The sequence below is a fragment of the uncultured Jatrophihabitans sp. genome (assembly GCF_964251945.1).
Taxonomy (GTDB): domain Bacteria; phylum Actinomycetota; class Actinomycetes; order Mycobacteriales; family Jatrophihabitantaceae; genus Jatrophihabitans.
Genome location: NZ_CAXULP010000002.1, coordinates 37,966 through 52,885, shown reverse-complemented (window position 1 = coordinate 52,885; position 14,920 = coordinate 37,966). Strand labels below are relative to the sequence as shown.

Sequence of the window (14,920 nt, the reverse complement as noted above, 5' to 3'; positions counted from 1 at the left end):
AGTTGTCAACGTTATAGTTGACAGGCGATGGGAGACGGTGAATGCTTCGACCTCGGACGTAGCTCGCACAGATCAGCATCGCGGAGGCAGTCGATGAAGTTCCACTTGATTCAGCCGGGCATGATCGGCCGCAAGGCCGAGATCGAGAAGGGTATGGCCGGCCAGAACAAGGAGCTCTACCAGCGATACTTGGAAGAGATTCGTGGCTACATCCAGCTGGCCGATGAGCTCGGTTACGCGAGCTACGGGCACAACGAACACCACCTGCAGATCGAGGGGTTCGAGATCACGAACCACCCCGGGATGTTCAGCCTCTTCGTCGGTCTGCACTCCAAGCGGCTCAAGGTCTCGACGCTGGGATACGTGCTTCCCACGCACAACCCAGTGCGTGCCGCGGAGGAGATCGCGACGCTCGACCACATGCTCAAGGGCCGACTTCAGGTGGGCTTCACCCGCGGTTATCAAAGCCGGTGGGTCGGTTCGTACGCGGCGGTTCCGGGCGTGAATGCGACCACGCCGGATCTGGCCAAGAACCGCGACGAGGTCGACAACATGAACCGGGAGATCTTCGAGGAGTCCCTCAAGATAGTGAAGACCGCCTGGCTGAACTCGACCTTCAGCTACGAGGGCAAGTACTGGAAGTTCCCCCCGGACTCCGGCCTGTCTGGCCATCCCGCCTACCAGCAGTACGGCGCCGGCATGGGTGACGACGGAATGGTGCACGAGATCGGCATCGCGCCGCGCTGTTATCAGGATCCACACCCGCCGCTTTACGGCGCGTTCGCGCACAGCATGCGCACGATCGACATGTGGGCCCGCGAGGGTGGCAAGCCCATCGTCATGGCGAACCAGATGGACTTCTGCGATGCGCTGTGGGACCGCTACATCAAGACCGCAGCTGACGCCGGTCGTGATGTGGCACGCGAGGACGCAGCTGCATGGGGCGGGGTGCTGATGCTCGGCAATGATCCGAATCGCCTGCAGGAGATCAAGGACGATCACGACTGGTACTGGCACACCTTCTTCCTGCCGTTCGGCCAGGGGTATGCCAATTGCCTCATCGGGGACGTGGACGAGGTGTCCAAGCAGATCGAGGACGCGCAGAAGCGACTCGGTTTCACCGAGATGTGGCTGCAGTTCGGCCAGGGTCATCTCGGTCCGGAGGAGAACTCCGAGATGCTGCAGCTGTTCGCGGACAAGATCTTCCCGCGGTTCTCGGACAGGGCGCCCGACGGAACCTACGTCTGATCCGGCGCCGGTTCCGAAGAACGCGCAAGTGAGCGCAGGGGGGGCGGCTGAGCTCACGCGTGACGGTCGGGGAGTCGTCACCTACACATTCGACGACGCCAAGACGCGCAACGCGTTGAGCACGGCCGTCCTGCAACACATCGACGAGACCCTCACCCAGCTCGCCGACGACGCGTCGGCGCGGCTCGTCGTCTTCACCGGAGCGGGCAGCACGTTCTCCAGCGGGGCCGACCGGGCCGAACTCGGCGATCCAGCGACGGTCGAGCGGACCACCACGTTGCTGTCCTCGATCCTGACCAGGATCGAGAACTCGCCGGTTCCGGTGCTGGCGCGGGTTAACGGGGCGGCCTTCGGCGCAGGGTTGGCCATCGCTGCCGCCGCCGACATCAGCCTGGCACGGGCCGACGCGGTATTCGGTCTGCCTGAGGTCCGCTTCGGGCTCGTCGCCGGTCCGGCCGCAGCAGCCTGCATCGCTCGCGTCGGGCAGACGGCGGGACTCGATCTGCTGCTCACCGGTCGCCGCTTCGGCGCCGAGGAGGCAGCGCGGGTCCACCTGGTCACCGCGGTCGTGGAGCCTCGCGAGTTCGACGCTGCCGTCGAGGAGCGTGTGGCCGACCTCCTGCTGGGCGACTACGACGCTCTTGCCACGACCCGGCGTCTCGTCCGGCAGCTGTCCGTGCCCTCGATGGCCGACAGTCTCGAGCTTGCCCGCTCCGTCGTCGAGACAGCCCGGACCCGCTTCGAGGGTTACGCCACCCGAGCGCTCGCGCCGGACGGGGTACGCGACGTCGACTGGCGAGACGTCCCCGCCCGGCCCCGCCGCGCCTTGCCGACCTCCGAGGGCCTCCCGGACCTGCGCGCCGACCTGCCGCAGCTGGGCCGTTGCGTCGTGACGGTGGGCACGTTCGACGGGATGCACCGTGGCCACGCGGAGGTGCTCGGGCGCACCGTCGCCGCGTCGCGCCGATTAGGGCTGCCGAGCGTCATGTTGGCCTTCGACCCACATCCGGACGAGCTGACCCGGCCCGGGTCGCATCCGGCCGTCCTCACCACGGTGGCCCGCCGTGCCGAGCTGGCCGTCGAGTTCGGTATCGATGTCTTCCGCGTCGTGCCCTTCGATCTGCACGTGGCCCGGCTGGCCCCGCCGGACTTCGTCCGCCAATTGCTCGTCGAGCGGCTTCACGCCGCCGAGGTCGTGGTTGGCGCCAGCTTCGGCTTCGAACGCGATGGGTCAGCGCCCACGGCGAGTCTGGCCGATCTGGCCGAACGGTTCGGCTTCACCGCCACTTTTGTCGAGCTCGTCCGGGGCGGGGGCGATGCCGCGTCACCGGTCGTCAGCTCGATCTACCTGCGCTCGTGCGTCGCGAGTGGTGAGGTGGCCCTCGCCGGCGCGGGTCTGGGCCGGCCGCACCGCATCGACGGTGTCATCGAGCACGGAGATCACCGCGGTCGCAGGCTGGGCTTCCCGACGGCGAACCTGGGCTTCGACCGTTTCGCGGCTGTGCCGGCGGACGGCGTGTACGGCGGACGCGTGGTGTTCCTCGACCAATGGGGTCAGACCGACAGCGCGGCGGCGGGTGTCGCAGCGGTATCCGTGGGCACGAACCCGACCTTCGACGGACGGCAGCGCCGGGTGGAGGCGCACATCCTCGATTGGGACCAGGACCTCTACGGGCGGCGCGTCGGGATCGAGTTCACCCGACGGCTGCGCGGCATGGTGCGCTACGACGACATCGAGTCACTCGTGACACAAATGAAGCAGGACGTCGAGCAGACCCGCGCGCTGTCGGCCGTGTCCCGCTGACTGGTGGCGGAGAGCGGCCGGGGAATGCTCACAGCAGCGGGTCGGTGACCGCAGCGAGGTCCTTTTTCTCATGCAGGTCGGCGAGTTCGGCAATGACCTCGGCGGCGACCGAGGACTCGACCCGGCCGGCGACGTTCGCCCGAAACTTGCCCGCCAGCTGCTCCCAGGTGAGCGGGTCCTCCAGGCTGCCACGCAGGATGAGCTGATCGCGCTCGAGCGAACGTCCGTCCGTCGTCCGCACCCGGATCCGGGCGCCGTTCTGCGGCAGGTCGTCGGTGGCGTGCACGCGCACCCGGTCGCGGGCCGCAGCGAGGCGCTCGATCGCCGATGCGGTGAACGTGTGCACCGTCACGGCGCCGTCGACCAGCGCCGCGATCACGTTGAAGGCGAGGCTGAACTTGGCCTCAAGACCGCTGCGCGGCCACGGATAAACGAGGACGTCCTCGAGGTTGCGTCGCTCGATCCACACATCCAGTTCGGCGACGTCGGAACCGGTCAGCCGCTCGTCGCGAAGCAGGTTCAGCACGCCGTCAATCGCGTAGTGGTTGGCGCCGCAGCAAGGGTAGGCCTTGAAAACGAGGCCCTCCTCGATCGCGAACGGCGCCCGCGTGCCGACCGATTCTAGGTCCTGCACGACGACGTCGAGGTCGCCCTCACCTCGGCAGATGACGTCGTGCCAGCCGAAGCGCTGCTCGAGCACCTGCGCGCTGGCGGTGAAACCCGAGCGGGCGAGCAGGACGGACTCGACGGCGGTGCGGTTGGCCAGGCCCGCGTGCAGCGGTTTGGTCATGGTGCCAAAGTTCGCCCGCAGACCACCGGCTTCGGATGCCGCGATGCCGAGCGCGTGGGCCGTCTGCTCTTCGGTCAGTCCGAGCAGCCGGGCACCGCCCGCGGCCGCCCCGAGACTCGAATAGACCGACGGCTTGTGGTATCCGGCGGCATAAGGGCCCAGCCTGGTGTCGGGATACATCGTGGTGAGGCGGTGCGCCACCTCATATGCGACGGCGAGCGCGTCGACGAAGGCCGCACCATCTGCCTGCTCCTGCTCGGCCAGGGCCCAAAGCGACGGCAGGATCGCCACGCTCACGTGGCCGGCCCCCAGTCCGATGTCGTCGTAGTCCAACGCATGTCCTGCGGTGCCGTTGACGAGCGCGGCGAGCGACGCCGGGAGCCGACGGCCGCCCCCGAGCACGGCGGCCGGTCCGTCACCGGACTGTGTCCTTGCGTAGTCGAGAGCGAGCCGGCCCGCCGGTTCGCCGGCGCCGGCGACCGTCACTCCGAACAGGTCTAGCGCCGCCTGCGAGGCGACCTCTCGGACCCTCGGTGATGTACTTGCGTCGGGCGCCGACCGGACGAACGCGGCCATCCGGCCGGTGACGGAATCGGACACGCGCTCAGCTCGCCGCCGGTTCGACGTGCGCCCGCACGAACTTGCCGCTGGGATCGGTCCAGCCATGGTCCTTCGCGTAGCCCATGGCCTGAGCGAACCGCTCGTCCCAGCTGCAACTACGTGGCACGGGCCCGAGGGACTTGAGCTGCGCGATGTCCAGCCAGGCGTGCTCGCCTTCGATCCGACCCAGCTCACCCATGATCTCGGTGGCGCGACCGGCGCTCGCCTGCTGGATGACCACGCTGAGAGCGTTCGTGTCCTGGGCGTCATGCATGGCAACCTCGGACCCGACGCCGTCTATCACTATCCGCACCGGACACCGACGCCTGGTCGGTGGCACACCCGCCGTGTCATCACGCGATCACGCTAACCACTGGCCCGACCCGATGTCAACGATGACGTTGACAATCTCGGCGGCGCCCCGTGGTAAACGTCAATGTTGACATCGCTGGTCGATCGGTGGGACTGTTCAGTTGCCTCCGTCCCGGCTCCAGCGTGCGTCCCTTGTCGACCGCGCTCCGGGTTCTCAGAAGCTCCAGGAAGGTGGAAAACCGATGACGTACACACCCCGCGAGAGCGGTCCGTTCGCCGGGCTCAAACTGATCGACGCCGACTCACACATCACCGAGGCGGAGGATCTGTGGACCTCGCGCGCGCCTGCCAAATACAAGGACCGGGTGCCGCAGTGCCATCTCGACGAGGATGGCGTCAGCTACTGGTTCGTCAACGGTCACCAGAAGCTGAGCAAGAACAACAGCATCGCGTTCGTCAATAAGGCCGGTGAGAAGATCCCGTACTACGGCGCCGACATGGAACTGGCCGGCGATCGTATCGGCGGCGCAAAGGAGGACATCCACCTCGCCGCCACCGAGGCCAAGCCGCGGGTGGACCTGCTCGACGAGATGGGCATCTACGCCCAGATCGTCTACCCGAACATCATGGGCTTCGCTGCGCCAGCAATGGTCCAGGGTCTGGATCGTGACCTGTCGTACGTCATCTGCCAGATCTACAACGACGCAATGCGCGAGTGGCAGGCCGAGGGTTCCGAGAGACTGCTCCCGCAGGCGATGCTGCCCTTCTGGGACATCGAACAGTCGATCGCCGAGGCCAGACGTGCCAAGGACATCGGGCTCACCGGCGTCCTGATGGCCGGCGAGCCGCACTTGGGCGGGCTTCCTGATTACGGAACCGAGCACTGGAACCCCCTTTATGAGGCCCTTTCGGATCTCGAACTCCCGATCAACATCCATATCGGCGCCCGTAACTGGAAGGGCAGCCAAAACCAGGCAGCCTGGCCGTCGCTGCCGGAGCGAGCGGGGAAGCCGGTCCGGTCAATCCAGACCGAGCTCTCGAACTCGCGCTTCATCTCCAACCTGTGCGCCAGCGACGTGCTGATCCGGTACCCGAAGCTCAACTGGGTGTCAGTCGAGTCGGGTATCGGCTGGATTCCCTACGTGCTCGAGCGAATCGACTACGAGTACCGCGAGGAGTTTCCCGGGGGCGAGGCGCCCGAGCTCCCGCCCGCCAAGGAGATGTTCGCCAAGGGCGTGTTCGGGACGTTCTGGTTCGAGGACGCGGGCCCCCTCGCGCTGCTGGACCGCATCGGCGCGGACAACGTGCTGTGGGAGACCGACTTCCCGCACCCGACCAGCCTCTACCCGTCGCCGGTCGAGCGTTCGGAGGAGAAGCTGAAGGGACTCGACCCGGCGGTGGTTCGCAAGATCGTGCAGGACAACGCCGCGAAGCTCTACAAGATCGAGGTCTGACCTCTCGATGGCATCGCGCGCGTCGGTGGCCGGCGAAGTGGCGATCGTCGGTCTCGGGCACACCGAGCAGGGCGAGCTGCCGGGCAGGTCCGTCGAGGAGATCGCGGTCGACGCCGCCATCGACGCCGTCGCCGATGCCGGTCTACGTTTCGAAGACCTCGACGGGCTGATCGCCTGCAAGTCGGTGCAGGGTCAGGGCAACGACGTCGCCGTCGGTCAGCTGCTCGGGTTGAACCTGCCCTATGTGCAGTCGCTGGACTACGGCACCTGCAACTTCTCGCTGCACCTGGCCGTGATGGCGATCACGACGGGCCTGGCCGAGACGGTGCTGCTGACCTACGGCGCGAACGCGCGCAGCGGAAAGTTCGACTTCGGCAAGCCGATGTACGGCGCGGACATGGCCACCTCGGCCGGCCTGGTGCACATCGCCGGCAGGGCGGGGCTCGCACTGCAACGGCACAAGGCGGTCTACGGCACGACCGACGAACAGTTCGGGATGCTGGCGGTCGGGCAGCGGTTGTGGGCCCAGATGAACCCCAATGCGATCTTCCAGAAGCCCTTGTCGATGCAGGAGTATCTCGCCGAGCCATACCTGGTCGAGCCGCTGCGGCGATCGGACGTCACGATGATCTCCGACGGCGGCGTCTCGTTCGTCGTCACCACCGCCGAGCGTGCCGCCGATCTGCCACACACCCCGGTCTATGTGTCAGGCATGGCCGAGCACGGGGGCGTGCGTGGCGAGCACAATCCCGAGAACCTGATGCGGCCCTGGCTGCGTGACGCGGCCCAGGCCATCTGGGTGAACACCGGCCTGGGCCCGGCCGACATCGACGCTCTCTACATCCAGGACCCGACCGCGCTGTGGACGCTGCAGATGCTGGAGTACTACGGCTTCTGCGGCATCGGCGAGGGCGGTCCGTTCCTCGCCGAGGGGCAGACCCTGCCCGGCGGCGACCGTCCGTTGAACACGCACGGCGGACAGCTGTCGGAGAGCTACACGTGGGGCTGGATGCATCTCGTCGAGGCGACCCGGCAACTACGTGGTCAGGCCGGCGAGCGCCAGCTCGATTCGCCCGAAACGGCCATGTACCTGTCCAGCCACGGATTCGTGAAGGCCGCCGCGTCGGTGCTCTCGACGAACCGAGGGGTCGGCGCATGACGCTCTCCCCGATCGACGACCCACTGACGGCGCCGTTCTTCCACGCAGCCGCCGAGAAGCGGCTTACGGTGCAGCGGTGCGACTCCTGCCACGCGCTGCGGTGGCCGCCGCTGTCGGGCTGCCCCGAGTGCCGCAGTCGCTCGACCACCTGGGTCGATGTCGCCCCCCGCGGCACGGTCTGGAGCTTCGTGGTCTACCACCGGGCTTTTCAGGCCGCGCTGAAGGATCAGGTCCCCTACACCGTCGCGATGGTGCAGCTAGACGACGGCCCCTACCTGATCGGCCGGGTGACGCCGACGGACGATCCGCTGGCGGTGGGCGACCGCGTCGAGGCCGAGTTCCTCGACGTCGATGGGCTGCCGGCCGTCCGCTGGCGCGCCGTCTGAGGCGAGGCACGAACGACCAGAAGACCACGAACCACTGAAGAAGCAGAGAGGGTCGACATGGGACAGCTCGACGGGCGCGTTGCGTTCATCACCGGGGGAGCGCGGGGCCAGGGCCGCGCACATGCACTCGCACTCGCGGCCGAGGGGGCGGACGTCGTCGTCGCCGACATCTGCGCTGATGTCGCGGCCATCAACTACCCGATGGCGAGCGAGGACCAACTCGAGGAGACGGTGAAGCTCATCGAGGAGCACGGCGTCCGCGCGCTCGGCCTGCGAGTCGATGCCCGCGACACCGAGCAGGTGAACGGCGCCGTGGCGCAGACGATCGCCGAGTTCGGCCGTCTGGACATCCTGCTGGCCAACCAGGGCATCGTCGACTTCTCCACAGTCGAGACCACCACCGACGAATCGTGGGCGACGATCATCGACACCAATCTGACTGGCATCTTCAAGGCCATCCGGGCAGTGATCCCGCAGATGCGCAAGCAGGAATTCGGGCGCATCATCGCGACCTCGTCGATGGGCGCGCGCGCGACCGCCCCCAACCTCGCGCACTACATCGCGGCCAAATGGGGTGTGATCGGGCTGGTCAAGACCACCGCACTCGAAGTCGCCGACTTCGGCGTCACGGTCAACGCTATTTGCCCCGGCGCAGTAGGCACCGACCTGTTCTTCAACCAGCCGACGTACGACATCTTCTGCCCCGACCTGCCGAAGCCGGTCACCCGCGAGCAGTTCGAGAAGCGACTCGACGACCTCAACTACGGATTGAACGGTGTCCGTTACCTCAATGCCGAGGACGTGTCGCGCACGATGCTCTATCTGGTGCTCGATCGCGGTCTCATCAGCGGGCAGGTGGCCGAGATCGGGCTGCTCGGGCCTGCCCGCAGCATCTACTGACGTGGGTGACGGCAGCGCACGCGACCGTGCCGTCGCGATCGTCACCGGGGCGACCCAGGCGATGGGCGAGGCGATTGCCCGAAGGCTCGCGCGCAATGGCGTCGCGGTGCTCGGTGTCGGCCGCGATGACAGCCGTGGCCGCGCCGTCGCCGCCCGGATCGTCGCCGACGGGTTCGAGGCCGACTTCGTGGCCACCGACGTCGGGAAGGAGGACGAAGTCGCTCGCGCCGTCGAAGCCGTCGTCGAGCGATTCGGCGGCCTGGACATCGTGGTGAACAATGCCGCGTCCCTGGACGCATGGCCCCCCGAGGCGCCCGTGCACCTCGAACCCACGGACGTCTTCGACTCGATCCTGCGGGTGAATCTCTACGGCCCGTTCTGGTTCGTGAAGTACGGCGCTCCGGTGATGATCGCGGGCCAGCGGGGTGGGCTGTTCGTCAACATCTCCTCCTATGCCGCGCACCGCGGGGTTGCCGGCAAACCGGCGTACACGGCCTCGAAGGGTGCGCTGGAGGCGCTTACCAGGCAGGTGGCCGTCGACTACGCCGAGTACGGCATCCGCGCTAACACGCTCGTACTCGGGTCGATAGGGGTCCCGCGTAACGCGGCGTTGCACGACGACCCGGACATGGCGGAGGCAATGCGCGCCGGCCGACTCGTGCACCGTGCCGGCACGCCCGACGACACCGCGGCCGCCGTCGCGTTCCTCGCCTCGCCCGACGCCGGTTTCATCACTGGCACGACCCTCAACGTCGACGGTGGACTGCTCGCCAAGGCTGCCGTGCCCCGCGTCGCGCAGCGGCTCGCGGAGGCCACCGCCGTACCGTCGTCGAGTTCCGGAGGCGGCTGACCATGGCGGTGTCCTTCGGGGTCAAGCTGCCCGGCCTCGTGCCGTCCTGCGTGCCGTCGCTCAAAGACATCCCCGACTTCGTCGTAGAGCTCGAGAAGCTCGGCTTCGATGACGTCATGGACGGCGAACACATCCTCTACGCCGCGGACATGTCCCATCCGGGAGGCGCCGGCAATTTCGAGCACAGCCGGGTGCGGCAGCACTCCGACCGCTCGGACACGCTGATCATGTTCGCCGCCATCGCGGCCCGCACCACGCGCATCAAGATGGTCTCGGGCATTCTGCTTGCCGCAGCGCACCCGTTTGCGGTGCTCGCCCGACAGGCCTCGACGCTGGACATCTTGTCCGAAGGACGATTCGCGCTCGGCGTCGGCGGCGGCTGGAACGCCGCAGAGTTCGAGCAGATGGGCATACCGCCGGGCGAGCGCGCCGCCCGGACCGAGGAGACCATCCGGGCCTGCCGTGAGCTGTGGTCGCCGGGGCTGTCCTCGTTCGAGGGCCGGTGGATACGGTTCAAGGACGTCATTTGCGAGCCGGCGCCGCTGCGTCCGGACGGCGTCCCGGTCTGGTGGGGCGGCAACGCCCGCAGCAGGCCCACCGCGCGCCGCGTGGTCGACCTCGCCCAAGGCTGGTTGTCGCGCGAGGCCGCGGACTACGACGAGATCGCCCAATCGGTGGAGGCGATCCACACCGCGTGCGAGACGTACGGACGCGACCCGGCCGGCATCGGCGTGCGCGCGTCCCTCACGGCCACTTCGGATTGGAACGCCGCTACGTCGGTCGACGACCTGATCGAGCGCGCCATGGACCGAGTACGACGGCTGATCGGCGTGGGCGTGACGCATTTCAATGTGCCGTTGAGCTACTACGGGATCGACCTCGACGCCCTGGGCCGACTCCTGATCGCCGTTCGCGGAGTCTGAGTCGGCCAGCTAAGCCTAGTGTCAACGCTGTAGTTGACACCCGGAAAGGGCGGTGCCAGGCTGCAGTGATGTACGAGCGGTCGGAGCACTTCATCGGCGGCAAGTGGTTGCCGGCCACCGGCACTGAGACTCTCGAGGTGATCTCCCCGACCACCGAGGAGGTCGTCGGCCGGGTGCCCATCGCGACCAGCGGGGAAGTGGACGCGGCCGTCGCGGCCGCACGGAGCGCGTTCGACAGCGGGCCGTGGCCGCGCCTAAGCCTGGCGGAGCGAGCCGAACACCTGCATCGGCTCATCGACGCCCTCGAGGCCCGCCGCGAGGAGGGTCTGCAGCTGCAGATCGAGGAGATGGGCGCGACCCGCAAGTTCGCGGTCGAGAACTACAACAGTCTGCGTCCCGCGCTTACGACCATGATCGAGGACGCGGCCAAGATCTCCTACCGCGACGTGCGCGACGGCGTCATCGGCAAAGTGGTGGTCCTGCGCGAGCCGGTCGGTGTCGTCGCCGGCGTGACTCCGTGGAACTCCCCGATTGCAGTCGTCCTGTCAAAGGTTCTCCCCTCGCTGCTCATGGGGTGTCCGATCATCGTCAAGCCGGCGCCCGAGGCGCCGCTGAGCGCGTGCGTCATCGCCGACGCCGCGCTCGAGGCCGGTCTGCCCGAGGGCACGTTGAGCATCGTCAACGGCAGGGTGAACGTGGGCGCGTACCTCGTCGGCCACCCGGACATCGACTACGTGACCTTCACCGGCAGCCCCGGCGGGGGACGTGCCATCGGGTCGGCGTGTGCCGACAACCTACGCGGGGTCACTCTCGAACTCGGCGGCAAATCAGCGGCCGTGGTGCTGCCCGGCACGGACATGACGCCCTACGTGTCCTCGCTCGTCGGCGGTTCGATCCGCAATTGCGGGCAGATCTGCGTCTCGACGAACCGGGTCCTCGTCCACCAGGATGATCGTGATCGTGTCGTCGACCTACTCATCGACCGCGTGTCGTCCATGAAGGTCGGCGATCCGCACGATCCGGACACCGACTTCGGCCCGCTCGCGGCGCAACGCCAACGCGAGATCGTCGAGCGGTTCATCGCCGCCGGCGTCGCTGAGGGAGCACGAATCGCTTACGGCGGCGCAAGGCCCTCCGATCAGCCGAGAGGCTGGTATGTCGAGCCTACGATCTTCGTCGATGTCGACAGCCAGATGACGATCGCGCAGGAGGAGATCTTCGGTCCGGTGCTGTCGGTGATCTCCTACTCCGATCTGGACGAGGCGGTGGCCATCGCGAACGACAGCAAGTACGGCCTGGGCGGAGCGGTGTTCGCCGACGACACCGAGCAGGCGATCGCGGTCGCCGCCCGCCTCGTGACCGGCACGGTCCAGGTCAACGGCGGCCCGGCCGCGGGCGGAGGCGGACCGTTCGCCGGCCGCAAGCACTCCGGGCTCGGCGTCGAGCGAGCGGTCGAGGGCCTCGGGAGTTTCCTGCAATTCAAGTCCGTGGCCCTGCCGGCAGGCTACGAGCCCGCCACCGATCGTGAGAGGACGAGGTAGTCGATGGCCCGGTGTCCGGTTGCCAAGCTCGCCGAACTCGACGAACGCACGCTCACGCGGGTCGAGGTCGACGGCGTGCCGATTTGCCTCGCGCGTCTGGCCGGCGGCGAGGTGTTCGCCATCAGCGACATCTGCAGCCACGAGGAGATCGAACTCAGCGACGGTGACCTGGACGGGGACGACGTCGAATGCCCGGCACACGGCTCGCGATTCAACGTCCGCACCGGTGAAGTCAGCGGCCTGCCTGCCGAGGAGCCGGTCGCGACCTATCCGGTGACCGTCGAGAACGGCGAGGTCCTCGTCGACGTCTGACATCGGCGCCCGCCGCGGTTGACGAACCGGCCGCGCGGGTCAACCGGCGATGTCGATCAGATCGCTCGGGCCGTCCGCCGATGCCTCGGTCAGCACCTGCTTGCGCAACCCAGCGATCAGCTCCGGCTGGTCGGTCGCCAGAGCCGCGGTGAGACGCCCCGACCGATCGCGCCAGCGTGCCGACCAGCCGGACTCGAGGTCCTCGACGGTGACGTCGTCCTCCGCGCCGTGGTGACCGACATATTCGACGCGGTGCCCGAACTGGTCGCTCCAAAAGTACGGAACCGGGTCGTGGACCAGCTCGGCCCCGGCGCCGTTGACGATGCCGTCCGCGACGATCGCCGGCCCGCTGGAGGCGTCGTGCCAGTGCTGGATGCGCAGCCGCCGCCCGTAACGGCGCGACCACCATGCCGCGACGTCGCCGACCGCGTACACCCCGGGAACCGACGCGCGCAGGTGGTCGTCCACCGCGACCTCGGGGAGGAGCGCCAGGCCCGAGCCGATGAGCCAGTCCGTGCAGGCGCGCACGCCGATGCCGGTGACCACGGCGTCGGCCGCCACCACCTCCCCTGAGGAGAGGTGTACGCCGTCGGGCTCCACCGACTCGACGCGGACGCCGGTCCGCAGGGTCGCGCCCTCCCACCATGCCGCGAACCGCGCTCCGATCTGCGCGCCGAAGGCCATCGCGAGCGGCGCGTCCTGGTACTCCAGGCCCGTCACCGAGCAGCCCTTCTCGACCGCGGCATGCGCGACCTCCGCACCGATCCAGCTCGCGCCGATGACGACGATCCTGGCGCCGGGTTCGAGCCGGTCCCGCAGCGTGATCGCATCGAGGTCGGTGCGCAGGACCAGCTGTTCGCCTGCGCCCGGAACGCGCAGCGGCTTGGCGCCCGTCGCCACCACCAGGGACTCGAACTCCAACGTCTCCGCTTCAGTCGTGAGCGTTCGCGCGGTGAGGTCGACGCCCACCACTCTGGTGGCCAGTCGGACATCGATCCGCAGCCCCTCGTAGTCGGCCTTGAGTGGCTTCGGCTCGCGCTTGCCGCGCAGGACCGCCTTGGAGAGCGGCGGGCGGTCGTAGGGCAGCGACGGTTCGTCGCCGATGAGCACGATCGGGCCGACGTGCCCGGACTTGCGCAATTCGGTGCAGGTTCGGCTGCCCGACAGGCCGGCGCCGACGACGACAACCGGACCGTTCGATGCTGGACTCACGGCGTCAACGTAACAGTTGACAGGCGGCATCGGGGAGTGAAACTCTGCCAACGATGGAAGGGAACAGCGACATGACCGAGACCACCGATCGCACGGGCGCCGCCGAGGTGACGCCCGAGGCCGTGGACGGCTCGAAGTGCCCGTTCGCGCCGGTCAGCACGATCCGCGACATCGGCAACTTGCTGCGCTCCAAGACTGCCGTCACGCACGATCCGTATCTGTTCGCCGGTTTCAAGAACGATCCGGTCAACGGCGAGATCAACGTGCAGGAGTTCCTCGGCGCCTCCATGATGTACGTGGAAGGCGAGTCGCACCGGCGCCGGCGCAAGCTGCTCAACCCGTTGGTTCGGGCCGACGCGCTGCAGGGCATCCGCGAGGACGTCGTCCTTCCCGAGGCCGACCGATTGATCGCCCAGCGCCTCGCCGAGCCCGACGCCGACGGCGAATACCGGATGGACCTGGTCGAGTTCCTCGAGCGGGTCTTCATCCATTTCACCGCCAAGCTCATCGGACTGATCGACATGGAGACCGACGAGCGCATCGCGCTGATGGCCTCCTTCTCCGGCCCCCTTGCCGCGGGCACGAGCTCGGGCTACCTCCAGGATCGGGACGAGGTGAATCGCCGGGCGCTCGCGGTTAAGGAGCAGTACCGCGAGCAGTTCTTCAAGCCCTCGCTGGAGTGGCACCGCGAACAGCGGCGCCGCATCGATGCCGGCGAAATCGATGAGGGCGACGTCCCGGACAGTCTGCTGAAGTTCGCGGCCGCCGGTCTGGCGCCGGAATGGCAGGACGAGCAGAAACTGATCGTCGAGTCGACCTTGTTGTTCGCGGCCTCGGTGGGCACCAGCACGCAGTCGATCATCCACACCATCGACCTGCTCCAGGGCTGGTTCGCCGAGCATCCAGAGGATCTGGAGCGCAAGACCGATCCGGTGTTCCTGTTGCAGAGCCTGCAGGAGATCATTCGGATGCGGGCGCCGTTCGCGCCTTTTCAGACGCGGCTCGCGCTGGAGGAGAACATCCTGTCCGACGGCACCACGGTGCTGCCCGGCCAGGAGCTGCACATCGAGTACGTCCGGGCCAACCGCGACACCGAGATCTTCGGCGAAGACGCCAACAGGTTCAATCCGAGTCGGGCGACGCCTGCTGACGGGACGCCGCGGTACGGGGTCGGCTTCGGCCTCGGCTCGCACCAGTGCTACGGCCTGCGGGTCGTCGTGGGCAACGACGGTAAGGGCGGCGCGCACGTCGAGCTGCTGCGCAAGCTGATGGCGGCCGGAGTTCGCCCGGACCCGAACACCCCGCCGGTAGGCCTGAAGAAGGACATGAGCAAGTTCCTCGTCGAAGACATTCCGCGTTACACGCAGTACACGGCGATCTTCGACAAGTAGTCCTGCACCCCGTCGACATCGAGGTCGGATCCGGAAGA

Annotated in this window: 14 protein-coding genes and 1 pseudogene; 12 read left to right on the top strand and 3 right to left on the bottom strand. The window is 67.8% G+C overall.

The window, feature by feature from the left end; genetic code table 11:
* The first annotated feature begins 93 nt into the window (after positions 1 to 93).
* The 3 genes and pseudogenes from ACFFBG_RS05230 (at position 94) to ACFFBG_RS05220 (ending at position 3,052) form a co-directional block, all read left to right on the top strand.
* Positions 94 to 1,248, top strand: coding sequence for an LLM class flavin-dependent oxidoreductase (locus tag ACFFBG_RS05230; RefSeq protein WP_375476364.1), 1,155 nt, complete (start codon positions 94 to 96; stop codon positions 1,246 to 1,248).
* 28 nt (positions 1,249 to 1,276) lie between these two features.
* Positions 1,277 to 1,897, top strand: a pseudogene (locus ACFFBG_RS05225) (enoyl-CoA hydratase/isomerase family protein); the annotation flags it as partial.
* A 177-nt stretch (positions 1,898 to 2,074) separates the two neighbouring features.
* Positions 2,075 to 3,052, top strand: coding sequence for a bifunctional riboflavin kinase/FAD synthetase (locus ACFFBG_RS05220; RefSeq protein ID WP_375477208.1), 978 nt, complete (start codon positions 2,075 to 2,077; stop codon positions 3,050 to 3,052).
* 28 nt (positions 3,053 to 3,080) lie between these two features.
* On the opposite strand, the gene ACFFBG_RS05215 is transcribed toward ACFFBG_RS05220, so the two are convergent.
* Both ACFFBG_RS05215 and ACFFBG_RS05210 read right to left on the bottom strand, forming a co-directional pair.
* Positions 3,081 to 4,442: an MmgE/PrpD family protein gene (locus ACFFBG_RS05215; RefSeq protein ID WP_375476362.1), complete on the bottom strand. Its 1,362-nt coding sequence runs from the start codon at positions 4,440 to 4,442 to the stop codon at positions 3,081 to 3,083.
* A gap of 4 nt (positions 4,443 to 4,446) precedes the next feature.
* A complete protein-coding gene (locus ACFFBG_RS05210; protein ID WP_375476360.1) occupies positions 4,447 to 4,716 on the bottom strand; it encodes a hypothetical protein in 270 nt (89 codons plus the stop codon).
* Positions 4,717 to 4,915: 199 nt separating this feature from the next.
* Here ACFFBG_RS05210 and ACFFBG_RS05205 point away from each other — a divergent pair, with 199 nt between their 5' ends.
* The 8 genes from ACFFBG_RS05205 (at position 4,916) to ACFFBG_RS05170 (ending at position 12,279) form a co-directional block, all read left to right on the top strand.
* Positions 4,916 to 6,208, top strand: a complete 1,293-nt coding sequence (locus ACFFBG_RS05205) for an amidohydrolase family protein (protein ID WP_375476358.1) — start codon at positions 4,916 to 4,918, stop codon at positions 6,206 to 6,208.
* A 7-nt stretch (positions 6,209 to 6,215) separates the two neighbouring features.
* On the top strand, positions 6,216 to 7,367 hold the full coding sequence (locus ACFFBG_RS05200; RefSeq protein ID WP_375476356.1) for a hypothetical protein: 1,152 nt from the start codon (positions 6,216 to 6,218) through the stop codon (positions 7,365 to 7,367).
* Positions 7,364 to 7,753 (top strand): Zn-ribbon domain-containing OB-fold protein, encoded by a 390-nt coding sequence (locus tag ACFFBG_RS05195; RefSeq protein ID WP_375476354.1) that lies wholly within the window; start codon positions 7,364 to 7,366, stop codon positions 7,751 to 7,753. Before ACFFBG_RS05200 ends, ACFFBG_RS05195 begins: the two co-directional genes overlap by 4 nt.
* 57 nt (positions 7,754 to 7,810) lie before the next feature.
* Positions 7,811 to 8,653: a mycofactocin-coupled SDR family oxidoreductase gene (locus ACFFBG_RS05190; RefSeq protein ID WP_375476352.1), complete on the top strand. Its 843-nt coding sequence runs from the start codon at positions 7,811 to 7,813 to the stop codon at positions 8,651 to 8,653.
* A gap of 1 nt (position 8,654) precedes the next feature.
* Positions 8,655 to 9,503: an SDR family NAD(P)-dependent oxidoreductase gene (locus tag ACFFBG_RS05185; protein ID WP_375476350.1), complete on the top strand. Its 849-nt coding sequence runs from the start codon at positions 8,655 to 8,657 to the stop codon at positions 9,501 to 9,503.
* 2 nt (positions 9,504 to 9,505) lie between these two features.
* Positions 9,506 to 10,426, top strand: a complete 921-nt coding sequence (locus ACFFBG_RS05180) for a TIGR03619 family F420-dependent LLM class oxidoreductase (protein WP_375476348.1) — start codon at positions 9,506 to 9,508, stop codon at positions 10,424 to 10,426.
* Positions 10,427 to 10,494: 68 nt separating this feature from the next.
* Positions 10,495 to 11,967, top strand: coding sequence for an aldehyde dehydrogenase family protein (locus tag ACFFBG_RS05175; protein ID WP_375476346.1), 1,473 nt, complete (start codon positions 10,495 to 10,497; stop codon positions 11,965 to 11,967).
* 3 nt (positions 11,968 to 11,970) lie between these two features.
* Entirely contained in the window at positions 11,971 to 12,279 is a 309-nt protein-coding gene (locus ACFFBG_RS05170; RefSeq protein ID WP_375476344.1) for a Rieske (2Fe-2S) protein, read from the top strand.
* Positions 12,280 to 12,318: 39 nt separating this feature from the next.
* Here the strand turns inward: ACFFBG_RS05170 and ACFFBG_RS05165 are convergent, their stop codons facing one another.
* Positions 12,319 to 13,491, bottom strand: coding sequence for an NAD(P)/FAD-dependent oxidoreductase (locus tag ACFFBG_RS05165; protein ID WP_375476342.1), 1,173 nt, complete (start codon positions 13,489 to 13,491; stop codon positions 12,319 to 12,321).
* A gap of 71 nt (positions 13,492 to 13,562) precedes the next feature.
* Here ACFFBG_RS05165 and ACFFBG_RS05160 point away from each other — a divergent pair, with 71 nt between their 5' ends.
* A complete protein-coding gene (locus ACFFBG_RS05160) occupies positions 13,563 to 14,882 on the top strand; it encodes a cytochrome P450 (protein WP_375476340.1) in 1,320 nt (439 codons plus the stop codon).
* The last annotated feature ends 38 nt before the right edge of the window (positions 14,883 to 14,920 follow it).